At 73.1% G+C, this 23,262-nt stretch carries 17 protein-coding genes; 13 read left to right on the forward strand and 4 right to left on the reverse strand.

Annotated elements, in window-relative coordinates:
* The first annotated feature begins 177 nt into the window (after positions 1 to 177).
* A complete protein-coding gene (locus ACFT4A_RS17140; RefSeq protein ID WP_382830806.1) occupies positions 178 to 1,239 on the forward strand; it encodes an adenosine deaminase in 1,062 nt (353 codons plus the stop codon).
* The gene (locus ACFT4A_RS17145) at positions 1,236 to 1,961 is read left to right on the forward strand and encodes a glycerophosphodiester phosphodiesterase (protein ID WP_382830809.1); all 726 of its coding nucleotides are present in this window, start codon (positions 1,236 to 1,238) and stop codon (positions 1,959 to 1,961) included. The genes ACFT4A_RS17140 and ACFT4A_RS17145 overlap by 4 nt, the downstream gene beginning before the upstream one ends.
* On the opposite strand, the gene ACFT4A_RS17150 is transcribed toward ACFT4A_RS17145, so the two are convergent.
* Together ACFT4A_RS17150 and ACFT4A_RS17155 are read right to left on the reverse strand one after the other, a co-directional pair.
* Positions 1,906 to 3,549 carry an RNA polymerase sigma factor gene (locus tag ACFT4A_RS17150; protein WP_382830811.1) on the reverse strand — a complete coding sequence of 548 codons (1,644 nt, stop codon included), beginning with the start codon at positions 3,547 to 3,549 and terminating at the stop codon, positions 1,906 to 1,908. The two genes, ACFT4A_RS17145 and ACFT4A_RS17150, sit on opposite strands and share 56 nt — an antisense overlap.
* Positions 3,550 to 3,717: 168 nt before the next feature.
* A complete protein-coding gene (locus tag ACFT4A_RS17155; RefSeq protein WP_382830813.1) occupies positions 3,718 to 6,522 on the reverse strand; it encodes an AAA family ATPase in 2,805 nt (934 codons plus the stop codon).
* A gap of 298 nt (positions 6,523 to 6,820) precedes the next feature.
* Between ACFT4A_RS17155 and ACFT4A_RS17160 the strand changes: the two genes are divergently transcribed.
* The 3 genes from ACFT4A_RS17160 to ACFT4A_RS17170 all read left to right on the forward strand — a co-directional run bounded on the left by ACFT4A_RS17160 (position 6,821) and on the right by ACFT4A_RS17170 (position 10,798).
* On the forward strand, positions 6,821 to 7,489 hold the full coding sequence (locus ACFT4A_RS17160) for a LuxR C-terminal-related transcriptional regulator (RefSeq protein ID WP_382830816.1): 669 nt from the start codon (positions 6,821 to 6,823) through the stop codon (positions 7,487 to 7,489).
* A gap of 154 nt (positions 7,490 to 7,643) precedes the next feature.
* Positions 7,644 to 8,336 (forward strand): DUF4255 domain-containing protein, encoded by a 693-nt coding sequence (locus tag ACFT4A_RS17165; RefSeq protein WP_382830819.1) that lies wholly within the window; start codon positions 7,644 to 7,646, stop codon positions 8,334 to 8,336.
* Entirely contained in the window at positions 8,333 to 10,798 is a 2,466-nt protein-coding gene (locus tag ACFT4A_RS17170) for an AAA family ATPase (RefSeq protein ID WP_382830822.1), read from the forward strand. Before ACFT4A_RS17165 ends, ACFT4A_RS17170 begins: the two co-directional genes overlap by 4 nt.
* An 11-nt stretch (positions 10,799 to 10,809) precedes the next feature.
* Here ACFT4A_RS17170 and ACFT4A_RS17175 read toward each other — a convergent pair whose 3' ends face one another.
* Positions 10,810 to 12,219 carry an RICIN domain-containing protein gene (locus ACFT4A_RS17175; protein ID WP_382830825.1) on the reverse strand — a complete coding sequence of 470 codons (1,410 nt, stop codon included), beginning with the start codon at positions 12,217 to 12,219 and terminating at the stop codon, positions 10,810 to 10,812.
* Between the two features lie 85 nt (positions 12,220 to 12,304).
* On the reverse strand, positions 12,305 to 13,897 hold the full coding sequence (locus ACFT4A_RS17180) for a DUF4157 domain-containing protein (RefSeq protein WP_382830827.1): 1,593 nt from the start codon (positions 13,895 to 13,897) through the stop codon (positions 12,305 to 12,307).
* A 254-nt stretch (positions 13,898 to 14,151) separates the two neighbouring features.
* Between ACFT4A_RS17180 and ACFT4A_RS17185 the strand changes: the two genes are divergently transcribed.
* The 8 genes from ACFT4A_RS17185 to ACFT4A_RS17220 all read left to right on the forward strand — a co-directional run bounded on the left by ACFT4A_RS17185 (position 14,152) and on the right by ACFT4A_RS17220 (position 23,255).
* Complete coding sequence (locus ACFT4A_RS17185; protein WP_382830830.1) at positions 14,152 to 15,744, forward strand: phage tail sheath subtilisin-like domain-containing protein; 1,593 nt, start codon at positions 14,152 to 14,154, stop codon at positions 15,742 to 15,744.
* A 57-nt stretch (positions 15,745 to 15,801) separates the two neighbouring features.
* A complete protein-coding gene (locus ACFT4A_RS17190) occupies positions 15,802 to 16,245 on the forward strand; it encodes a phage tail protein (RefSeq protein ID WP_189728071.1) in 444 nt (147 codons plus the stop codon).
* Positions 16,245 to 16,754, forward strand: coding sequence for a hypothetical protein (locus ACFT4A_RS17195; RefSeq protein WP_382830833.1), 510 nt, complete (start codon positions 16,245 to 16,247; stop codon positions 16,752 to 16,754). The genes ACFT4A_RS17190 and ACFT4A_RS17195 overlap by 1 nt, the downstream gene beginning before the upstream one ends.
* Entirely contained in the window at positions 16,751 to 16,909 is a 159-nt protein-coding gene (locus ACFT4A_RS17200) for a DUF6760 family protein (protein WP_382496829.1), read from the forward strand. The genes ACFT4A_RS17195 and ACFT4A_RS17200 overlap by 4 nt, the downstream gene beginning before the upstream one ends.
* A 2,865-nt stretch (positions 16,910 to 19,774) precedes the next feature.
* On the forward strand, positions 19,775 to 20,167 hold the full coding sequence (locus ACFT4A_RS17205; protein WP_382830835.1) for a hypothetical protein: 393 nt from the start codon (positions 19,775 to 19,777) through the stop codon (positions 20,165 to 20,167).
* Positions 20,168 to 20,183: 16 nt separating this feature from the next.
* Positions 20,184 to 20,606, forward strand: coding sequence for a phage tail protein (locus ACFT4A_RS17210; protein ID WP_184598457.1), 423 nt, complete (start codon positions 20,184 to 20,186; stop codon positions 20,604 to 20,606).
* Positions 20,607 to 20,622: 16 nt separating this feature from the next.
* Entirely contained in the window at positions 20,623 to 21,348 is a 726-nt protein-coding gene (locus ACFT4A_RS17215) for a LysM peptidoglycan-binding domain-containing protein (RefSeq protein WP_189728059.1), read from the forward strand.
* Positions 21,348 to 23,255, forward strand: a complete 1,908-nt coding sequence (locus ACFT4A_RS17220; protein ID WP_382830838.1) for a VgrG-related protein — start codon at positions 21,348 to 21,350, stop codon at positions 23,253 to 23,255. The genes ACFT4A_RS17215 and ACFT4A_RS17220 overlap by 1 nt, the downstream gene beginning before the upstream one ends.
* The last annotated feature ends 7 nt before the right edge of the window (positions 23,256 to 23,262 follow it).

Here is a 23,262-nt window from a genome sequence, read left to right on the forward strand (position 1 = left end):
CGTGCGGGTACGTGGGGGTTGAGCGCGCCCACGCGGCGGAGCCGCATATCGATACAGCCCCGCGCCCCTAAACGAGGCGATGCAGCCACCGCATACGATGAATCCGAGTCATCGATCAGCCGATCACCCGCGCCCGCCCGCCTCGTGCCGGCCAGGGCGCCGTTCCGGGGAGGAACCTTGACCCAGCATCTCGTCGACCCCCGCGCCTCGCGCGATCTCGCGGCGTTCATCGCGGAACTGCCCAAGGCCGAACTGCATGTGCACCACGTGGGTTCCGCCTCTCCCCGGATCGTGTCCGAGCTGGCCGCCCGGCATCCCGACTCCAAGGTGCCGACCGATCCCGCCGCCCTGGTCGACTACTTCACCTTCACCGACTTCGCCCATTTCATCGAGGTGTACCTGTCGGTCGTCGATCTGATCCGCACCCCGGAGGACGTCCGGCTCCTCACCTACGAGGTGGCCCGTGACCTGGCCCGGCAGCAGGTGCGGTACGCCGAGCTGACGATCACGCCGTTCTCCTCCACCCGCCGCGGCATCGACGAGCGTGCCTTCATGGACGCGATCGAGGACGCCCGCAAGGCCGCCGAGTCCGAGTTCGGGACGATGCTGCGCTGGTGCTTCGACATCCCCGGCGAGGCCGGTCTGCAGGCCGCCGAGGAGACGGCCCGGCTCGCCACCGACGACCGGCTGCGCCCGGAGGGCCTGGTCTCCTTCGGCCTGGGCGGGCCCGAAGTCGGCGTGCCGCGTCCGCAGTTCAAGCCCTACTTCGACCGGGCGATCGCGGCCGGGCTGCACTCCGTGCCGCACGCCGGCGAGACCACCGGACCGGAGACGGTGTGGGACGCCCTCACGCATCTGCGGGCCGAGCGCATCGGCCACGGCACCAGCTCCGCGCAGGACCCCAAGCTCCTCGCGCACCTCGCCGAGCACCGGATCGCGCTGGAGGTGTGCCCGACCTCCAACATCGCCACGCGCGCGGTCCGCACCCTCGACGAGCACCCGATCAAGGAGTTCGTCGAGGCCGGGGTCGTGGTGACGATCAACTCCGACGACCCGCCGATGTTCGGCACCGACCTCGACAACGAGTACGCGGTGGCCGCCCGGCTGCTCGGCCTCGACGAGCGGGGCCTGGCCGAGCTGGCGAAGAACGCCGTCGACGTGTCCTTCCTGGACGCGCCGGGCAAGGCCCGGATCAAGGGCGAGATCGACACGTACACCGCGGGGTGGCTCGACCGGTGACCCCTGTTCCCCTCGCCGTCGGCCACCGCGGCGACCCCTACCGCCACCGCGAGAACACCGTCGCCTCGCTGCGCTCCGCGCTGCACCAGGGCGCGGACGCGGTGGAGATCGACGTACGCCTGACCCGGGACGGCGTGCCGGTGCTGCTGCACGACGACACGCTGAAGCGGCTCTGGGAGCAGGAGCGGCCGGTGCGCGCGCTGTCCTGGGAGGAGGTGCGCGGGCTGACCGGCGGCGGGGTGCCGTCCCTGACGGAGGCGCTGGCCGCGACCGACGGGCACCGGGTGATGATCGACCTGCCCGGCTCGCCCGGCGTGCGGGCGGTGCGCCGGGTCATGGGCGCCGTAGGGGAGGCCGGGGCGGCGGACCGCGTGTACTACTGCGCGGGCGCCGAGACCATGCTCGCCGTGCGCGCGGCGGACCCGGACGCGGAGATCGCCCTGACCTGGACGACCCTGGCCCCGCCCCGGCCGGTCCTGCTGGAGGCGATCCGCCCGCGCTGGCTCAACTACCGTTTCTCGCTGGTGGACCGGCCCCTCGCCGAGCAGGTGCGCCGCGACGGGTATCTGCTGTCCGTGTGGACCCCCGACACCCGCCGCTCCATGCGACGGCTTCTGCAGGCCGGGGTGGACTCGATCACGACCAACCGCGTCGACGTGCTGTGCGCTACACGCGCGAGCGCTGCGGCACCGTCGCCGGATCGGCCGGGGTCGACCGGGTGACGTACTGCGGCACCGGCGCGCTGTCCGTGCCGGTGTCGCGGACAATGCCGTAGCGCAGGGCGCCCCGGTCGGGACCCGCGTTGATGTCCTCCTCCACGGCCTGGCGGTTCGACGGGAAGACGGTCAGGCCGTAGTCGCAGCCCCGTTCGTTCTGGGTGAGGGTGACGGTGCCGTCGACCCAGAAGTACTCGTTCTGCCACATCTGCTGGGTGCCCGACGGCAGTTCGGCGTAGCCGATGGCGGGCCCGCCCATGCCGGTGGCGTAGCCGTTCGGGGCGCCGGGCAGCGGGTCGTCCATCCGGCGCCAGCCGCCGGACGCCACGTGGAAGAGCTTGCCCTTCAGGCCGGTCCAGGAGGGCATCACCAGTGCGCCGGGCCGGGACTTGGGCGAGATCTGCCAGCGGACCAGGACATAGCCCCGGCCGCTCAGGGTCACACTGTCGCCCCGGTGCTGCATGACGGCCTTCGGGCCGCCGGTGCTGGTGATGCCGGGCTCGGGGCGGCGCGGCAGGGCGGCGGGCCGGGCGTTCGGGTCGGGGGCGCGGTCGACGGCGTCGACGACCGTGCCGTAGAGGTCGGCCTTCTTCGTCGGCGTGGGCTTCGGGGCGGGCGGTGCGGACGCCGGTGGGGGTGGTCCGGGCGTGGTGGCCGTCGCCGTGGGGGTGACCGCGGCCCGGGGCGGTGGGGCGTCCGGCGGCTGGGTGACGACGTAGGCGCCGCCCGCGACGATGGTCGCGCCGGCGGTCATCGCGACGGCCGGCTTGGTGAGGGCGCCGAGCAGCTTGGCCGACCAGCCGACGGAGCCGGCGGTGCCCGCGGCCACGGCCGTCTTGCCGCCGAAGGCGAGCGACAGGGTGAACCCGACGGGCAGCGGGACGAGCGCGATGCCGACCAGGAGGCGTTCCGCCGGTACGACGGACTCGGGGGTGCCGCCGCAGTAGCCGCAGCCGCGGATGTGCCGGGCCAGCCGCTTGCGCCACACCGAGTCGGGCCGGCCGTTCCAGCGGCCGGTCAGCTCGCGCAGGTCGGCGCAGGCGCCGTCCAGGGCGCGGACGATGCCGCGCGAGGTCTCCAGGCGCTCCTTCATCCGCTGGACGCGCACGGCGGCGTGCTGCCGGGTGATGCCGACGGCGGCGGCCAGTTCGCGCCGGGTCAGTTCGCCCGCGACCTCCAGCCACCACAGCGACAGCAGGTGGCGGTCCTCGTCGTCGAGCCATCGCGCCGCCTCGGCGACCTCGCGCCGCTGGCCCTCCAACTGGAGCCGCAGCACGGTGAGTTCGGCGAAGTCGGAGGACGCCGTCTCCTCCAGCCGGTCCGGGGTCCTGCGGCGCGCGCGCTCCCGTATCTGCCGCATGGCGATCGCCACCAGCCAGGACCGGAAGCTGTCCGGGTCGCGCAGGGAGCCGAGGTTGTCGACCGCGCGCAGCATCGTCTCCTGGACGACGTCGTCGACGTCGGCGTGGCCGTTCAGGGCCCGGCCCACGATGTTGTAGACCAGCGGCAGCCAGCCCGCGACCAGCTCGTCCAGCGCCTGCCGGTCGCCGTCCTGCGCCGCCGTGACGGTGGCGCGCCAGTGCTGACTGTCCACGGTGGCCTCTCGACGCCTGGGATCACGGATGTCCGGATCACTGATGTTCCGCACGCACCCTCTCAGCCGGTCCGGGGGTCCCCGCCATGTCGGGGATCACAGGGTGGAGATGGCGTGAAGGGCGGGGCGATAACACTTTTTGGCGACGGGGCCTTCTTCCCCGAGGGGTCAGTCCCCGCTCAGCGCCTGTCCCAGCTCACCCCTGCGCCGTATGCCCAGCTTCTTGTACGTGCTGGTCAGATGGGTCTCCACGGTGCGCCGGGCGAGGTGGAGGAGGCCGGCGATCTCGGCGTTCGTACGGCCGCCGGCCGCCAGCCGGGCGATGCGCAGCTCGCTCCCGGTGAGGGCGCCGGAGCCGGTGCGGGCGGTGGCGGCGCGGCGGGCCCCGCCCTCGCGCAGGGCCTCCTCCGCCAGGGTCCGCAGCCGCACCGCGCCCAGGCGTTCGGCGCGTTCCGCGGCGCTCCGCAGACAGTCCCGGGCGCGGGCGCGTTCACCGGCGGCGGTCAGCTGCCGGCCCTGCGCGAGGAGCGCGGCCACCAGCTCCCCTTCCGTGGCGGCCGGCGCGTCCGCGAGGAGGGCCACGGCCTCCTCGGCCAGGCGCAGGCCCCGGCGGCCGCCGGTGACCGTGCCGAGCACCCTGAGGGCGCGGCCGACCGTGCGGGGCGTGCCCCACACCCGGGCCAGGCGCAACTCCTCCTCGGCCAGGGCGAGCGCCTCCTGGGGGCTGCCGAGGGCCAGCCGGCATTCGGCGGCGGCGGAGCGCCACGGGGTGACGACCGGGCTGACCACCTCGCGTGCGGTCTGGCGGCGGCCGCACTCCAGGAAGTCGTGCAGGGCCCCGGCCGTGTCGCCCGCGTCGGCGCGCTGCACGCCCCGCGCGTACAGGAAGCGGTTCAGCTCCCAGTTGTCGGGCGCCTCGCGCAGGTCGAAGCCGTCCGCGAGGCGCCGGGCCTCGGTGGCGCGGCCGGTCTCCACGAGCGCGATCAGAGTGGTGGCGTGCACGTTGGAGGGGCCGTGGGCGTGGGTGGGGGGTTCGGCGGGCAGCAGCGTGTACTCGCCGCGCGCGGCGGCGATGTCGGCCCGGGTGTTGAGCAGCGCCGCGTGCATGGGGTGCAGCAGGTCGGGGCGCTGTCCGGCCAGGCCGCGGTCCACGAGGCGGTCGGCCTCGTCGAGTTCGTCGGCCCACTGGGCGACCGCGGCGGACGTGCCGAGCAGGAAGGGCTCGGTCAGCGGGTGGGCAGGCTCGGCGAGCAGGGCGCGCACCTGCCGCATCGCGTCGCCCGCCGAGGCCAGTGCGGCGCTGGCCGCGTACCGGACGAGCAGCGCCCGGGTCGCCGGGCCCACGAGTTCCGGTGAGCGCTCGGCGGTCTCGGACAGCCGGCGGTACACGTCGCTGCGGACCGTCTGGTCCTGGTCGGACAGCAGGGCGGACGCCGTCTGCAGGGCACCGCCGAGGTCGGGGTGTCCGGTGAGCTGGCCGTCCACCGTGCGCAGTACCTCGACGGCGGCGCGGGCCCGGCCGCGTCCGGCCAGCGCGGTGCCGAGGGCCACGGCGGCACGCACCCGGTCCTGCGGTGCGCCGTGCAGCCCGAGTGCCTCGGTGAGCCGGGGGATGCCGGCCGAGGAGTCCCGGCCCGCGCACTCCAGGGAGCCCAGCTCGGTCAGCACCCGCTGCCGGTGGTCGTCGGGCAGCGGCTCCTCCAGGGCTCTGCGCAGGAACGTGACGGCGTCGTCGGAGCGGCCGTCGCGCAGGGCGAGGGAGGCGGCGTCCCGCAGCACGGCCGGGGCCCAGGAGGCACCCACGGGGCCGGACCGCAGCAGGTGCCGTGCCACCGCCGCGGTGGGGGCGCCGCGATGCAGCATCGTCTCGGCGGCGGTCCGGTGCACCGCGCGCCGCCGGGCCGCGGGGACGCCGGTGAGTACGGCGTCCCTCAGCAGCGGATGGGCGTAGCGGGGCAGGCCGTCCGGGCCGGGGCGCAGCAGGCCGAGGCCGGTCATCGCGGTGAGCCAGCCCGCCACCCGGGCCGGGTCGGCACCGGCGAGCGCCCCGAGCAGACCGGCCGGCGCCTCGGCGCCGCCCGCTCGCCCTTCGGCCCGTTCCCCTCCCTCCTCGAGCACGGCGAGAGCCCGGGCCACCTCGGCCGTGCCGTGCCCGGCGCTGTCCAGCCACCAGCGCACGGCGGCCACATAGGAGCCCTGGTACAGGGCGGCGGAGGTCTCGGGGAGGGCGGGGTACGGGAGCGGGACGTCGGTCGCGTACCCGGCGGAGGCGCCGAGGTCGTCGAGGAGGGCCCTCAGCAGCAGGGGGCTGCCCGCGCCGGCCCGGACACAGCTCTCGACCCATGCCGTGGGGGCGTGCGGGTGCTCCGCGCGCACCAGGCCGGTCGCCGAGTCCGGGGTGAGCGGGGACAGGGTGTGGGTGTCGACGAGGGCGGGAGAGAGGGTGTGGGTGAAGCCCGGGGACGGCGGATCGATGTCGTACTGGCCGCGTTCGGTGACGGCCAGCAGGATCGGCAGAGGTAATCGGTCCACGTGCCGGGCGGCCTCCACCAGCCAGCGGTACGAGGGGCCGTCGGCGAGGTGAACGTCGTCCACGGCGAGCAGCAGCGGGGACTCACCGGCGTACGAGCGCAGCGCGTGCCGGAACACGGCGCCCTGCTCGCGTTCGTCGCCGGCCGGGTCGAGCCGCCCCGAGCCCGGTACGGGTCCGAGGAGTTGGAGCACGGCGGCGAAGGGCCCCGCCGCATATCCCGGCGAGCAGCGGGCACGCATCACCCGCACGCCTTGTGCGGCGGCGGCCTCGGCGGCTGCCTCCAGGACGCTGGTCCGGCCGGTGCCGGTCGCTCCGCGCACCAGCACGAGGCCGCCCGTTCCGGACCGGGCGCGTGCGAGGCCGGCCGCCAGCAGGGCGGCGGCCTCCCGGTGTTCGGCCGGCCGCGCACGCCGCAGCTGCTCGTGCTGAGGATCGGGCATTCCTGCCTCCCTGGTCGGACGTGGCGTCTTCCCCCGGTCGAGGACGGCCTGCGCCCGGGGCTGGTGCCGTGACAAGTGCCACGGCGGCGAGTTCCGGCCCCGGTGGAACCGGACGGGCCGTCACCGCACGGCCGCTGTGCGGCCGTCGGCGGTCTCGTGGTCGGCGCGGGGCCGATCTCGTGGTGCGTGTCGTGGTGATCCACGATTGCGCCCGCACCGTCCGCCCCAGAAGGGTGAGGAGTGCACATGCGCCACCGAGCCCACCGTGGTGGCGCGTACGTGGACATAGGGGAAACGGTTGCTCAGCTCATCGCGGACCACACGCCCCGGCACGGCCGACTCCGCGTCCCGGATACCCGTGGCGGTGCACGCCACGGACCCGATATCGCGCGAGGGAGCGCTCAGCCAGCTGCGCCGGTTCCCGGAGATCGACCTGCGGGAGGAGACCGAGTCGGGCCCCGGCACGGTGGCCCTGCTCATCGACGACGTCCTCGACGACACGGCCCTGACCCGGCTGCGCCGGCTGGTGCGCAGCGAGGGCGCGCGGGCGGTGCTCGTGGTGTCCGCGCTGCGGGAGACGGAGCTGCTCGACGTGATCGAGTGCGGGGTCGGTGCCATCGTGTGGCGCCGCGAGGCCACCGCGACCCGGCTGGTGCAGGCCGTGCTCGCGGCCGCCCGGGGCGACGGCGACCTGCCCGCCGATCTGCTCGGCCGGCTGATCAACCAGGTGGGCACCCTGCATCGCGGGGCCGCCGGCCGCACCGGGGCTCCGGCCTCGGGGATGACACCCCGTGAGGTGGACGTACTGCGGCTGGTGTCCGAGGGACTCGACACCGGTGAGATCGCCAGCAAGCTGTCCTACTCCGAACGCACCGTCAAGAACGTGATGCACGGGCTGACCACCCGACTGCACCTGCGTAACCGGGCCCACGCCGTGGCCCATGCCCTGCGGGAAGGCTACATCTGACCGAACGGGCATCCGAACTCGCCCCCGCGGGCAGCGCTTTCTGCCCCGCCGCCGTCCCCGGGGTCCCTGCGGGCCGGGGCGGGGCGGAGGGCAGGATCGGACACGGCGGCACACGCACGGCACAGCACGGCAGGGCGGGAACGGGAGCACATCGGTGATCCACGAAGTGGACGAGGTTCTCAAGAACCTGCTCAGCGGCGGGGCACTGGCCGGTTCCGGCATCGATGTCGCGCTCGACGCGCCGACCCGTGACTGGGCCGCCCGCCGCAACGCGCCCACGATCAACGCCTATCTGTACGACATCCGGGAGGACGTCGCCCGACGTCAGCGGGGCCATGTCCCGATCCACGACGAACGGGACATCGTCGTCAAGCACCGGCAGCCGCCCCGCTGGTTCCGGCTGTCGTACCTGGTCACGGCGTGGACGAAGCAGCCCCAGGACGAACACCGGCTGCTGTCCGCGGTGCTGGCCACGCTGATCCCGCGCGAGCTGATCGGCCCCTCCGAACTTCCCGGTTCGCTCGGTGCGCTGGGCATGACGATCCCGATGTCCGTGGCCGGCACCCAGACCGAGTCGCGTTCCCTCGCGGAGATCTGGTCCGCGCTCGGCGGCGAACTCAAGCCGTCCCTCGACCTCGTGATCACCGCTCCCTTCCCGGCCTACCCCGAGTACGACGCCGGTCCGCCCGTCACCGAGGGCGTCGCGGTCCGGGTCCGCACCGTGGACGACACACAGCCTCGGACGGAGGAACGCGCGCACAGCGCACTGCAGGTGGCGGCGGCACAGGAGGCCCGGGAGGCCCGCAGGACGGCCCGCCGGGGCCGAGGGCCGGACCGCAGGACATGACCACGCAGACGTCCGACACCGACACCCCCGCCACCGCGCTCCTCGCCCGCCTCGCCGAACTGCGGGACCGGGTCGCCCTGCTGGTGGAGCACCGGTCCGCCGGCGACCCGACGGCCGGCGACCCGCTGCGCGGCCTGTACCTGTCGGAGGAGGCCGTACGGCATCTGCTGCGCCCGGCCGAGCCGCTGCCGCTCGCCTGCCCGGGCACCGACGGCCCGCCCGGTGACCGTCTGGCCGGCCTCTCCGCCCGGTTCGGCCTGACCGAGCTCGACACCGCGCTGCTCCTCATCGCCCTCGCCCCCGACCTGGACCGCGGCTTCGAGCCGCTGTACGGCTACCTCAACGACGACGTCAGCCGCCGACGGGCCACCGTCGCGCTCGCCCTGGACCTTTGCGGGATCCCCGTCCACCTGCCCGAGGGCCGGGCCCGCCTGCATCCCGCGGCCCCCCTGTCCGCGCTCGGTCTCCTCACCCTGGAGGACCCCGAACGCCCCTTCCTCAGCCGCGCCCTCCGCATACCGGACCGCCTCGTGGCCCACCTCCTCGGCGACGACACCCCGGACGCGTCACTCACCGGGCACCTCCACGCGCTGCCCGCGCCGGAGCCCGGAACGGACCTCCGGGGACCGGTCCAGGAGGCACGTACTCCCCGCACGGACCTCCGGGTTCCCGACCGGGACGCGCCGGCCCCCGGCACGGACCACCGGGATCCTGCCCCCGAAACCCGACCGCCCGGCGCAGCCCACACCGGCCAAGACGCACCGACCACCGGCACCGGCCACCGGGGACCTGACCACGACGGACGAGCCCCCGGCACAGGCCTCCAGGGACCTGACCACGACGGACGAGCCCCCGGCGCGGGCCACCCCGAATCCGGCCAGGACACACGGAACCCCGCCACTGACCACGGGGGACCTGACCACGACGGACGAGCCCCCGGCACGGACCACTCCGAGCCCGGCCCGGACACACCGCCCCCCGGCGCAGGCCATCCCGAACCCGGCCCGGACGCTCCTCCCCCCGGCACCGACCACCGAGCCCCCGACCACGACGCACCAGCCCCCCGCGCAAACCCCCGGGACCCCGCCCCGGACGACGAGGCCGAACGAATCACCCAGCGGCTGGCTGCCCGGCTGGTCTCCGGTCCCCCGCCCACCGTGTATCTGCGCGAGCGCCGTGAGGGCGACGGGCTGCCCTGTGTGACCGCCGCCCTGCGCGCCGCGGGCGTCGCGGCCGTGCGGTTCACGGGGCCCGAGGACCGTGTCCCGGATCTGCTCCGCGAGGCCCGGCTGAGTGACCGTGCGGTCGTCGTCACGGGGCTGCCGGAGCAACCGGCGGCGCTGTTCCGGGAGTTGGCCGCGGCGGTCGACGTCCCCGTGCTGGTGACCGGGTCCCGCCCGTACGACCCTGAGTGGTGCGACCAGGACCCCCTCGTCCTGGAGGCACCCGCACGGCGCGCGGGCGCGGTGGACGCCTGGTCGGACGCCCTCGGCGGCGAACCCGGCTTCGACCTGGCCGCCACCGTCGCCCCGTACCACCTCGCCGGCGAGCACATCACCCGTGCCGCCCGCGCGGCCCGGAGCCTCGCCGACTTCGACGGGACCCCGCTCTCCCCCGCCCATCTGCGCCTCGCCGCCCGGCAGCAGTCCGCCTCCGGCCTGGAGCAGCATGCCCGCCGGATCCGGCCCGACGTGGACTGGCGGGACCTCGTCCTGCCCGACGCGCCCCTGACCCAGCTGCGGGAACTCGCCCTGCGCGCCCGCCACCGCGACCGGGTCCTCGGCGACTGGCGGCTCAGCGCGGGCGGCGGCCGGGGCCGGGGCGTCCTCGGCCTGTTCGCGGGCGAGTCCGGCACCGGCAAGACACTCTCGGCGGAGGTCGTCGCGGCCGACCTCGGACTCGATCTCTACGTCGTCCAGCTGTCGTCCGTCGTGGACAAGTACGTCGGCGAGACCGAGAAGAACCTGGAACGCATCTTCACGGAGGCCGACCGCACCGACGCGGTGCTCCTCTTCGACGAGGCCGACGCCGTCTTCGGCAAGCGGTCCGAGGTGAAGGACGCGCACGACCGGTACGCCAACCTGGAGAGCGCCTACCTGCTCCAGCGGCTGGAGTCCTTCGACGGCATCGCGCTCCTCACCACCAACCTGCGCGCCAACATCGACGAGGCGTTCACCCGGCGCCTGGACCTGATCGTCGACTTCCCGTTCCCGGACGCCGGGCAGCGGATCGCGCTGTGGCGGCACAGCCTGTCGCACGTGCCCGGCGCGGACGGCATCGCGCTCGACGCGGTGGCGAGCGGCTTCGAACTGGCGGGCGGCTCCATCCGCAGCGCGGTGGTGACCGCCGCGTACCTGGCCGCCGGTCGCGGAGGGCACGTCACGGCGGACGACCTCCTGGAGGGCGCCCGCCGTGAGTACCGCAAGGCCGGCCGCCTGGTGCCGGGGGAAGGCACCTGGTAGCGGCCTCGCGCTCAGTCCTCCGACGGCTTGACGATTTCCCATTCCTGGTCGTCGGTGTTGGAGCAGTCGAAGAGGGTCAGGTTGGTGCCGTCGACGCCGGTGCTGTAACCGGCCACGTCCAGGCACTTGTTGTTGCTGGCGAAGTTGCGGATCCAGTAGGCGCCGCTCGGCTGCTTGTCGATCCACCACAGCTGGTTGTCGCGGGTCGTGCCGTCACAGGTGTACTTGGTGATCGGGGACCGCACGGCAGCCGCCCCGTAGTAGGGCAGGTCCACGCAGAGCTGCTCCTTGACGTTGCGGATCAGGAAGAGCGCGTGGCCGCCCGGCCCCTTGTCCGGTTCCGTCACCTCGATGTCCCACCGCTGGGTGCCCTGCGGGGACTCGTTGCACGTGTACTGATGCGGGCGGCCGTCGTCCTCACCGGTGCCCGGAAGGCCGACGCACATCTTGGTGGTGGTGTTGCGCAGCAGGATGTTCTCCACCGGCACCACGGGCTTGGGGGGCTTCTTGGTCTGCTTGGGCGCGCCTCCGCCTCCTCCGCCGCCCTGGCCGTCGCCGCCCTCCGGCTTCTGCGGGGTGGGTGACGGCGACGGGGGCGGCGCCGAGGTCAGGGACGGGGTGGGTGTCGGGGAGGGCGCGAGGGTGCTGCCGGCGCCGACGGGCGACGCCTCGGCCTTGGTGGTGACCGAGGGCTTGTAGGCGAGCCACAGCATGAGGAACGTGAACGCGAGGGCGAACAGGATCCCGAACAGGGTCGCCAGCCAGCCCGGCAGGAAGCCGCGCTGAACGAACGTCCCCTCCACGGGCATCGCCGTGGCGCCGGACCGCTGCACGGCGAGGGTGTAGGGCCGCTGCTCCTTCGACCCGAACCAGATGATGTTCTTGGGCTTGAGCGTGGTCTTGACGAACGCCGCCCGGCCCGGCTCGATCTGCACATTGGCCGGGTGGATGTCGTACGACAGTTCGTCGCCGTTGTCGCTGCCGCTCAGGGACGCGGTCAGCTTGGTGTTGCCCACGTTGTCGACGGCGAGCCGGGGCCGCCCCCGGAACCGCCCCTTGACCGTGGGCGGCACCAGCTCCGCCCGCACCTCGGTGAACGGCGTGATGGTCAGATTCCCCTCGGGGACGGTCGTCGCCTCGGGGTGCTCGGTCGGCGTGATCCGCACCGCGTACGGGTTCGGGCCCGCCGTGGCGTCGGGCGTACGCGGTGGCGCGAACGTCAGCTCCACCGTGCCGGTCGTGCCGGGGTAGAGGCGCAGGGACGCCGGCTCCACGGTCGTCCAGGGGGCGACGGGGCCGACCGGTTCGAAGCGGTACTCGTCGACGACATCACCGGTGTTGCGCAGGCGCAGGCGCACGCGCGTGCTGCTGCCCGGGTCGACGGTCGCGGAGGCGGGTTCCAGAGATGTCCACAGGCTCACGTCGCGACGCTAGCCGGGGTGCCCACGGCACGTCAGGAAGCCAAAGGGCACGATGAGGGGGCCGAACGGGCCACGGTGGGGGCCGTCAGGTCCGGGGCGTCGGCGCTCCGGTCGCCGTCAGGACGAACTGGGCGTAGGAGTCGGCGTTCATGAGGGCGCGCCGGCCCAGGGCGTACCAGTTGGACTGCTTGCCCAGGTAGGTCTGCTCGTCCTTGCCGTTGAACTCCTTCGGATCGCGCACCTTGCGCCGGTCGAGCATCGCGGGCTCCATCGCGGCGGCGACCTCGGGATCCGCCGAGGCCGTGAACTCGTCCTCCTGCACCTCCTCGAAGTACGGGCTGTACTGGTAGTCGAGCGTTCCGGCGAACCGGTGCGTGGCCTCGTGGACGATGTACCAGGCGATCTGGCCCGGCTCCAGCAGGTGGATCGGCCCCGAGCGCTCCATCAGGGGCGGCAGTTCCTCGCTCGTCTTGTCGTGGCCGAGGCCCATCAGACCCGCCATGTTCTCCGACAGGTTCCCGTCGACCCAGGCGGTGGCGTTGCCGGGCACGCCCGGCACCCCGCTGCCGACCAGGGCGATCTTCGCGCCCTGCGCGTTCAGTCCGTCGTGGATGCGCTGGATGATCTCGGCGATCCGGGGCAGGAACGGCGCGAGCTGCCCGGGAGGGGCGGTCCGGAACACGGGAAAGCCCGACTGCAGACCCGCCAGCAGCGGGCCCGCGGGCGCGCCGTGCGCGTCCTTGAGCATCTTCAGCGCCGTGGCGATGCGGTGTTTGGCCTCGGCCACCGCGCGGCTGGTCTGTGTCCTGCGCCGGGCGAGGTCCTTCTCGGAGATCCGGCCCTTGGTGGAGAACGCGACGTTCTCGCTGCTGTGGAGCTGCTGGCTCTCGTCGTCGTAGGTGTCACCCGGGTGGGGCTTGCGCCCGGGGTCGACGCCCAGTTCGGCGGAGGTCTTGAGAGCGCCGTCCTCGCTCCGCCACCGGTAGTGCGGTCGTTCGCGTTCGTCCTGGACGCTGGCGCCCTGGTCGAACGTCCACACGGTCCGCTGGACCGCCGCCCCCGCGGCCGGTGCGCCCGCGACCGGCCTTGCCGTGCCCTCCGCCGGGACCGGCTGGACGGCCGGCACCGGCCCGCTCATCACCCGCCGGGCGTTGTCCACCGCGTGCCGCTCGCCCGAGTCGCGGACGTCGGACATCCTGACGCCGGCGCCGTTGTCCGTGCCGGGGACGGGGCCGGCCATCTGGTCCTGGAAGTGGGTGAGTTCGTGCGCCCAGTCCTCCTTGGTCAGCGGCGCGCCCTCGACGATATGGGCCCCGGAGGTGTACGCCTTCGCGCCCAGCTCCGCCGCCGACTCCTGGGCCAGCGGCCCCTTGTGGACGCGTACGCCGCTGAAGTCGGCGCCGCCGAAGCGGGCCTCCATCTCGGTCTGCAGCCCGGAGTCCATGCGCTGGCCCGGGGTGTTCAGCACGTCGTGCACCAGGGCGCGGCGCTGCACGGAGGGCGTGTGCCCGCAGTGCGCGTCGTGCTCGTGCCGCTCCTCCGCCACGGTCCGGGCCACGGCCGCGTTGCCGGCCATGCGCTGGAGCGCCAGCATCGGGTGCGCCGGCACGCCGGGCGCGTTGGCGCCGCGGTCGTCCCGATCGGCGGCCCGCCTGCCCCCTGTTCCGTGTGCGTGCACGGCGTTCTCCTCGACACTCGACTCGTCATCGGACGGCTGACCCGTCAGTTTCACCCGCCACGGGCGTGACACGGGAGGGCCACGAGGGCAGGGGTGAGGGCAGGGCGCGCGCGGCGAGGCCCGGGGCACCGTCGGAAGTGCCCTTGCGGGCAACCGGATTGCCCCCGGTTCGGCACCGGAGGCCGTTTCCCCGCCGGTCCGGCGCGCGCGAGGGTGAGAGCTGTTCGTGTCTCGTACCCCGAGGAGAGCAGAGCATGCCGTCCTACCTGTCGCCCGGCGTCTACGTCGAGGAGGTGGCCAGCGGCTCGCGCCCGATCGAGGGGGTGGGGACCTCGGTGGCGGCCTTCGTCGGACTCGCGCCGACCGGACCGCTGAACGAGCCGACACTGGTCACCAACTGGACGCAGTACGTGGCGGCCTTCGGTGAGTTCACCGACGGGTACTACCTCGCGCACTCCGTCTACGGCTTCTTCAACAACGGCGGTTCCGCCGCGTACGTCGTCCGCGTGGGAGGCTCCTCCGAGGGCGCTCCCGCCGAGGCCGGCCAGGGCCCCGCCGCCGTCACCGGCCGTTCCGGCAACGCCCCGGCCGCACTGCCCGCGGGCGAGCCGAAGCAGCTCGGCACCTTCGCCGTCACCGCCGTGGCGCAGGGCGACCTGAGCGTCGAGGTCGCGGACCCCGAGGGCGAGGGCCCCGCCGAGCGGTTCAAGCTCATCGTCAAGGACGGCGACAAGCCGGTCGAGACGTTCGACGTGACCGCGAAGAAGGGCGGCCGCAACTACGTCGTCACGCAGGTCAAGGAGCGCTCCAAGCTCATCACCGTCACCGAGGCCGCGCCGGCCGCGCAGCTGGCCCGCCCGGACAACCAGACGGTGGCCCTCGCGGCCCCGGCGCCCGCGCCCCCCGCCGCTTCCGACAGCCACCCGGACGCCGCGCACCCGGGCCCGGCCCAGTACCTCGGCGACTCCGCGGACCGCACCGGCTTCGGCGGTCTGGAGGCCGTGGACGAGGTCTCCATGGTGGCCGTCCCCGACCTGATGGCCGCCTACCAGCGCGGCGCGATCGACCTGGAGGCCGTCAAAGCGGTCCAGCTCGGGCTGATCGCGCACTGCGAGCTGATGGGCGACCGGGTCGCCGTGATCGACCCGCCGCCGGGCATGAACGCCCGCCAGATCCGCGTCTGGCGCCAGGAGACCGCCGGCTACGACTCCAAGTACGCGGCCCTGTACTACCCCTGGATCAAGACCTTCGACCCGGCCACCGGCCACTCCCGGCTGGTGCCGCCGAGCGGCCATGTCGCCGGTATCTGGGCCCGCAACGACTCCGAGCGCGGCGTCCACAAGGCCCCCGCCAACGAGGTCGTCCGCGGCGCCGTCGACCTCGAACTCCAGATCACCCGCGGTGAGCAGGACCTGCTCAACCCGATCGGCGTCAACTGCATCCGCGCCTTCCCCGGCCGCGGCATCCGCGTCTGGGGAGCCCGCACCCTCTCCTCCGACCCGGCCTGGCGCTACCTCAACATCCGCCGGTACTTCAACTACCTGGAGGAGTCGATCCTGATCGGCACCCAGTGGGTGGTGTTCGAGCCGAACGACCACAACCTGTGGGCCCGGATCCGGCGCAACATCTCGGCGTTCCTGGTCAACGAGTGGCGCGACGGCGCCCTGTTCGGCCAGCGCCCCGAGGAGGCGTACTACGTCAAGTGCGACGACGAGACGAACCCGCCGGAGTCGGTCGACGTCGGCCGGGTGGTCTGCGAGATCGGCATCGCCCCGGTGAAGCCCGCCGAATTCGTGATCTTCAGGCTGGCCCAGTTCTCCAGCGGCGGCGGGGAGCTGGAGGAGTAAGCCCCGGCCGCACACCCGCCATCCACCAAGACCCCTCAGAAGGACTGCGAACAGCACATGAGCCTTTCGCCGGGTGACTCCCTCACCTCACATAATTTCGGGCTGCAGATCGACGGCGTCATGGTCGAGTACCTCGCCGAGGTCAGCGGCCTGTCCATGGAGCAGGACGTCATCACGTACCAGCAGAACACCCAGAACGGCCAGAACAAGGTCGTGAACCTGCCGGGTGTGAAGAAGAACGGGACCTGCACGGTCGTCCGCGGTATGACCCAGTCGGCCGCGTTCACCGAGTGGATCAACCAGTCGATCACCGGCCAGATGAGCACGGCCCGCAAGAACGCGTCCATCATCATGATGGATTACCAGAGCAACCCGGTGAAGCGCTACAACATGCGCAACGCGTGGTGCAGCAAGATCGACACGAGCACCGTGAAGGCGGGCGAGGCGTCGGCGCTCACCGAGACCGTCACCATCGTGTTCGAAGAACTGGACATCGAGTAATGCGGCGTACGGCTGCCAGGGCCGGCGGCGCGGTCATGCACGCGGGCGCCGACACGGCGGGGACGGTGGCGCCGGGGCCGACGCAGGCCCCGCCCGCCGCCCCGGTCCCGGAGCAGGCCGCGCCACAGCAACAGTACGAACTGCGCACCGAGTTCCCCTTCCAGCTGCCGCGCGGGTACGTCGACGAGGCGGGCACCGTCCACCGCGACGGCGTGATGCGCCTGTCGACGGCCCGGGACGAACTCGTGCCGCTGCGGGACGTGCGGGTGCAGGAGAACCCGGCGTTCCTGTCGGTGGTGCTGCTGGGCCGGGTCATCACCCGGCTCGGCACGCTGCCGAACGTGCACGACGGGACCGTGGAGAACATGTTCGCCTCGGACCTCGCCTTCCTCCAGGACTTCTACCGCCAGATCAACGCGGAGGGCCACACCCGCGCGGCCGTGGAGTGCCCGCACTGCGCGGAGCCCTTCGAGGTGGAACTCGGCGGGAGCCGCCTGGGGGAATCGTGACGTACGCGACCGACCGGCTGCACGAGGAGATCGCGTACGTCGCCTACCACTTCCACTGGAGCATGGACGAGATCCTGGACCTGGAACACCGCGACCGCCGCCGCTACACGGCCGAGATCGCGTCCCTGGTCACGCGGGCCGGGGCGGAGGACTGAGGCATGGGGTTCCTGGACCGGTTGCGGGGACGACGGGACGACGGGCCTGACGGCGGCGACGGCGTCGCTGCCGCCGAGGCACCCGGCGGGGCGGCACCTGCCGACGCCGCTTCCGCGCGTACGGCTGCGGACGCCGCTGCCGGCCCTGTGGTGAGCGCCGCGTGGTCGAGGCTGCCGTCGATCCAGCGGACCCTGGCCTCCGGGCAAGCGGCCGGGGTCGCGGACGCCGGGTTCGGCGGACGCCTGCCGACATGGCAGAACCCGTCGTTCGCGGGCACGACGTCGCCCGCGGTCCTGAACGGACAGTCCCGCACCCTCCTCGGCGACCTCTCCCACCCGACCTCGGGCCGACCGGTCTTCGGCCTCGAACGCCCCACAGGAGCTCTGCCGTTGACCGGCCCGGAGCCGGTGGTGCAGCGGGCACCGGCGGTGCCGTTGCGGGAGATTCCGGCGCGGGGGGTGGGGCTTACGGGGTCTACGGGTTCTACGGGGTCTCGTGCTGGGGCTGGTGCTAGTGGCGGGGCCGGGACTGAGGCCGGGGCTGGTGCCGGGACCGGGGCCGGGGCTGGTGCCGGGACCGTGTCCGGAGCTGGTGCCGGGACCGGTAGCGGTGCCGGTACCGCCAGGGCTGGGGGTGTTGCCGGAGTTTCGGAGGGCTCGGGGGTGCCTTCGAGATCGGTGGGGTCCGGTGCTTCGGGGGTTTCCCGGGGCTCTGGGATTTTCAGGGCTTCGAGGGTGGCCAGGGGCTCGAAGTGGCGCGGAGGCTCGGGGGCTCCCCGGGCTACGAAGGGTGCCCGGGGCGCAACGATTCCCCCGGCCTCGGAGACTCACGGATCCTCAACGGGCGCCGGAGCCTCAAAGGCCCCTGGGGCCTCAGGTGTTCCCGGGGCTTCAGGGACACCCGGGGCTTCGAAGGGCGCCACGGGCTCAACAACTCCCCGGGCCTCAAAGGCTCCCGGAGCCTCATTGGGCGGAGCCTCATTGGGCACCCAAGCCTCAGCGGCACCCGGCACCTCGGGGGCACCCGGGGCTTCGAAGGGCGCCACCGGCTCAACAATTCCCCGAGCCTCGGAAACTCCCGGGGCCGCAATGGGCGCCGAAGCCACAGGAGCACCCGGGGCCTCAGGAGCGCCCGGGGCTTCTAAGGGCACCGGGGGCGCGACAGGTCCCCGAGCCTCGGAAACTCCCGGAGCTTCAATGGGCGCCCAAGCCTCAGGAGCGCCCGGGGCTTCCAAGGGCGCTACGGGCTCAACAACTCCCCGGGCCTCAAAGGCTCCCGGAGCCTCAACGGGCACCGAAGCCACAGCGGCACCCCGGACCTCAGGGACACCCGGGGCTTCTAAGGGCGCCACCGGCTCAACAACTCCCCGGACCTCGAAGGCTCCCGGAGCCTCAATGGGCACCGAAGCCTCAGCGGCGCCCGGGACCTCAGGAGCGCCCGGGACGTCAGGGGCTCCCGGGGCCTCGAAGGGTGCCACGGGCTCCAAGGTCCCCCAGGCTTCGGAGACTCCCCGGGCATCGATGGGTGCCGGGGACCCGACGAAGGTTCCCGGGGGCTCGGAGCGGGTCGGAGGCGGCGCGGAAGCCGACATAACCCCGAGGTCTGCCGCGAGCGCGGCGACCGGCGGGGTCGCGAGGGCTGCCGGGGCGCACGCGCGCGTGGTGCAACGGCTGGGTAGGAGCGGCTCCGCACCGTCGGGTGGCGGATCGGTGCCGGCGGGATCGGCACGTGCTGCGACCGCCCGTTCGGCCGCTCCCGTCACTGCGGCTGCTCCGGCGGTTCCCGTGGTGTCCCCGATACCGCCGCCCGCCCGGGAGCAGGTCGCCGCACCGCTCCCCGTACCTGGCCTCCACGTGACGCCCGTTCCGGCAAGCCGGCCGCCCCGGCCCAGCTCCCTGACGAGGACACAGGCAGGAACGGCACCGGTACAGCGACGGACGCTCCCGGCGACGCGGCGGACGGCGAGGCCCGAGGCCGGCACCCCGGCGGACGCCACATCCAGGACATCAACGGGCAGCAGTGGGACGGCAGTCACCACACCCGCGCCCACGACTCCGGCCTCTGTGCAGCGTGCGGTCACCGGCCCCGCCCATACAGCCCACAGCAACACCCCGGCCGTCACGAGCCGTACGACGAACAGCCCGGCCGCGGAGACAGCACCCACGCAGCCGAAGGGAGCCGTGCCCCGGCCGGGTGCGGTGACGCCGCCGTCAGGACCGGCCGGGGCACAAGGGCCCACCGGCGCTCCGTCGCTCCCGGGCAAGTCCGCGCACAGCACGGCAGACACCGCACCCCCACCGACTCCGACCGTCCAACGACGACCGGCCGCCCCGGGCACCGGACCGACGCCAGGCACCTCCACCCCACCGCCCCACACACTTGCCCGCACCCACACCAGCACCAGCGCGACCCCGACGGTCCAACGCCAACAGGCCACCCCAGCACCGGCCAACGACAGCCGGACCAACTCCCCCGCCCCCACAGCACCACCACGGTCCCCTGCCGGCACTCCTGCCCCGGCACCCACGAGCCCCGAACCACAGCCGCCCCACGGCACCCCGCCCTCAGTACCCGCTGCCAAAGCGCGCACCGTTCAGCGAGCCGTCCTCCCTCCCACCACCCCGTCGCCCCACCGCCCCACCGCCCCCAGCCCCGCACAACCGCCCGCCACCCGCCGCACCCCCCACCTCGGCCTCGGCGCACCGATCACCCCACAGCCCACCGCCTCACCTCAGCAGCCGGCACCGCCCCTCCCCGCCACACCCACCACGCCCCACCGCCCCTCACTGGGCGCCCCCGTAAACACAGCACCACCAACGACACCCCCGGCCGCCCAGACGCACACCCCCACCTCCCCCCTCCCCGTGGTCCAACGCTTCTGGAAGAAGCCGAAGACCACCACCAAGAACGCCCCCAAGAACACCACCGGCGCCCTCGCCGCCGCCGCGGCCGCCACCATCGCCAACACCCTCACCACCCAGACCGCACCACCCCCGTACACACCCCCCTCACCACCCCAAAGCCCCCCACCCTCATACGCGGAATCCGCATCCACATCCGCGTCCGCATCCGCGACACAACCACCCCCACCCACCTACACAGAGATCCCGAACGGCGGCTTCGACCCCCGAGAGCTCACCGACTTCCAGCTCGACGAACTCGTCCACCGCCTCATCGGCCGCATCACCCGGCTGATCCGCACAGAACTCCGCATGGACCGCGAGCGGATCGGCAGACTCCGCGACCCCCGCCACTGATACAGAAAGGCCCTCGATGTCCCGCCAGGACCCGGGCTCCACCATCTGGTTCACCCTCAGCATCGACGGTGAGAGCCTCGGCTACTTCAACGGATGCGAAGGGCTGTCCTCCCAGGTGGAGGTCGAGCAGCGCCAGGAGGGCGGCAACAACGGGTTCGTCTGGCAGCTGCCCACCCGTGTCACCTTCTCCACCATCCGGCTGACCCGCCCGCTCACCCCGGACACCACGAAGGTCGCCAAGTGGATCTCGTCCGTGCAGACGGGGATCAAGCGGCCCACCGCCCAGATCGCGGCGCTGCGCGCGGACGGTTCGGAGGTGGCCCGCTGGGGGCTGATCGAGGTACTGCCGGTGAGCTGGAGCGGGCCCAGCCTGGACCCCGCCAACCCGGCGGTGGCGACCGAGGTCCTGGAGATCGCCCACCACGGGTTCACGGACTGAGGGGCGGTACAGAGACATGGCACGAGCCAGCAGCAGGGGCGCCGGAAAGAGCCTCGTCAGGGCGACGCTCGCGATCCACGAGCCCCCCGTCGGCAAGAGCACCACACCCGGCGGGATCATCAAGACCTTCGGCTTCGACTTCAATCCCGCGCAGCTGTCCCTGACCCGCCGCGCCCAGTGGAAGTCGACGCCCGCGCAGATCGAACGCGACGGCGCCCTGCCGGAGTTCATGGGCGCCGAGGCGCGGGAGATGGGCGTGGAGATCTTCCTCGACTCCTCCGCCAGGCCGACCGGCAACACGGTGCTGAAGAAGGTGGAGTCGCTGCTCGCCTGCTGCGAGGTGACCAACGCGAGCATCGCCGCGAAGCAGCCGTCGCCGCCCTGGGTGGTGTTCCAGTGGGGGTCGTTCTCGACGGCCCGGTTCACGGCGTACGTGAGCTCGGTGGAGGCGACGTACTCCCTCTTCGGCACGACCGGCGTGCCCATCCGCGCGACCTGCCGGCTCCAGCTGCACGAGATCCCCAGCAAGACCAAGAGGCAGAACCCGACGTCGGGCGCGCTCACCGCGCAGCGCGTGCACCGGGTCGTGGCGGGCGACTCGCTGCAGTCGCTGGCCTGGCGGGAGTACGGCAACGCCGCCGCCTGGCGCTCGATCGCCGAGGCCAACGGCATCGACGACCCGTCCCGGCTGCCCGCCGGTGCGGAACTGGTGCTGCCCGCCGCCGAGGAGGTACGTCCGTAATGGTGCAGTCCGCGTTCTCCAACGTCGTCGAGGTGAAGCTCGGGGGCGCCAAGCTGCCGCCCGAGTTCGCCCGGGCGCTGGTCGACAGCTACGTCGACCAGGGCGCCGGGGTGCCGGCCGCGTTCCGGCTGACGTTCCGGGACCCGTACCGGATCCTCCTGCGCGATCTGAAGGTCAACTTCGGCACGCCGGTGGTCATCGCGCCGGTGTCCGACGGCCAGGGCGCCGCCGACCCGCTGCTGACCGGCGAGGTCACCGGTCTGGAGGCCGACTACGACGGCACGGGCACCTTCACCGTGATCCGCGGCTACGACCTCGGGCACCGTCTGCTGCGCCGCCGCCGGGTGGCCGCCTACCGCAATCAGAGCGCGTCGGACATCGCGCGCAAGCTCGCCGCGCAGGGCGGGGTGCCCTTGGGGCGGGTGCAGTCGACGAAGACGGTGTACGAGTTCATCAGCCAGTCGAACGTCACCGACTGGGACTTCCTCGCCCGGCTCGCCGACGAGAACGAGATGGTGATGTCCGTCGACGCCGACGGCAAGTTCCAGTTCGTGAAGCCGAAGCCGTCGTCCGGGGCGCCCTCGCCGCAGACCGACGGCGACCGGAGCCCGTTCGTGCTCCAGGCCGGGCACGACATCCTGCGGCTGCGGGCCGCCGTCACCGCCGCCGACCAGGTCGGCAAGGTCGAGTCGCGGGGCTGGGACGTCACGACGAAGAAGAAGCTGACGGCGACCGCGCCGGCCACCGACAACCCGGGCATCGGCATCGGCACGACACCCGGCGTGGCGGCCGGCAAGTTCAAGCCGGCCAAGCTGGTCGAGACGAGCACGCCCTACGACCGGCAGAACGAGGTGAAGTTCGCCGCCGACGCCCTCGCCGACGACCTCACCTCCTCGTTCGCCGAGTTGGAGGTCGTGGCGCGCGGAAATCCCAAGCTGCGCCCGGGGGTTCCGGTGACGCTGTCGGACGTCGGGGAGCCCTTCGAGGGCAAGTACACGGCCACGTCCGTGCGGCATGTCTTCGGCGACGGCAAGCACTACGAGGCGTGGGTGACGGTCAGCGGGCGGCAGTGGCGGTCGCTGTACGGGCTCGCCTCCGGCGGCGCCGAGAGCGCGCCGCGGCTGCCGAGCGTGGCCAACGCCCTGGTCACCGATGTCAACGACCCGCTCAAGCAGGGGCGGGTCCGGTTGCAGTTCCCCTGGCTGGACGACAGCTATGTCAGCGACTGGACGCGGACCGTGCAGTGGGGCGGCCTCGGCGGCGGCGGCATCTTCCCCATGGACGTCAACGACGAGGTCCTCGTCGCGTTCGACCGGGGCGCCCTCGACCATCCCTTCGTCATCGGCGGGCTCTACAACGGCAAGGACAAGCCGACGCCCGTGAACGACGTGCCGCTGCACGACACGGTGCGCAAGAAGGCGAGCCGGCACACCGTCTCGGACCGGGACGGCAACCGGATGGACCTGCTCAGCCAGAAGACCGGTCTGCGCAAACAGGGTGTCCGGCTGGCGTCCGGCGACAAGCAGCTGGTCATCAACCTGGACCGGACGAAGACCGAGATCGTCGTGGACAGCAAGGGTTCGGTCACCATCAAGGGCAGCCGGTCGGTGTCGGTGGAGGCCGGCACCGATCTCCTGCTCAGCGCCCGGCGCAGCCTGACCCTCAAGAGCGGCGGCCCGCTCACCATCCAGGGCGGCGGGGTCGTCAACATGCGGGCCGCCGGAGCGATCAGCGTGAACGCGCTGGGCGCCCTGAACCTGGACGCGAAGGGCGTCGCGAACCTCACCGGCGTCGGCACCGTACAGATCAACTCGCTCGCCAACACGACGATCAAGTCCCCGACCACCCTCATCGGTTCGAAGGTGTTCGGCGTCACCACCATTCCCGTGCCGATGCCGATCCCGTGACCGATTC

The sequence above is a fragment of the Streptomyces sp. NPDC057099 genome (assembly GCF_042671245.1).
Lineage (GTDB): Bacteria > Actinomycetota > Actinomycetes > Streptomycetales > Streptomycetaceae > Streptomyces > Streptomyces purpurascens.

Excerpts from the sequence above, each read along its gene's own strand:
- ACFT4A_RS17155 (WP_382830813.1), bottom strand. The coding sequence starts at position 6,522 with ATGCCCGATCCTCAGCACGAGCAGCTGCGGCGTGCGCGGCCGGCCGAA.
- ACFT4A_RS17170 (WP_382830822.1), top strand. The coding sequence starts at position 8,333 with ATGACCACGCAGACGTCCGACACCGACACCCCCGCCACCGCGCTCCTC.
- ACFT4A_RS17185 (WP_382830830.1), top strand. The coding sequence starts at position 14,152 with ATGCCGTCCTACCTGTCGCCCGGCGTCTACGTCGAGGAGGTGGCCAGC.
- ACFT4A_RS17190 (WP_189728071.1), top strand. The coding sequence starts at position 15,802 with ATGAGCCTTTCGCCGGGTGACTCCCTCACCTCACATAATTTCGGGCTG.
- ACFT4A_RS17195 (WP_382830833.1), top strand. The coding sequence starts at position 16,245 with ATGCGGCGTACGGCTGCCAGGGCCGGCGGCGCGGTCATGCACGCGGGC.
- ACFT4A_RS17210 (WP_184598457.1), top strand. The coding sequence starts at position 20,184 with ATGTCCCGCCAGGACCCGGGCTCCACCATCTGGTTCACCCTCAGCATC.
- ACFT4A_RS17215 (WP_189728059.1), top strand. The coding sequence starts at position 20,623 with ATGGCACGAGCCAGCAGCAGGGGCGCCGGAAAGAGCCTCGTCAGGGCG.
- ACFT4A_RS17220 (WP_382830838.1), top strand. The coding sequence starts at position 21,348 with ATGGTGCAGTCCGCGTTCTCCAACGTCGTCGAGGTGAAGCTCGGGGGC.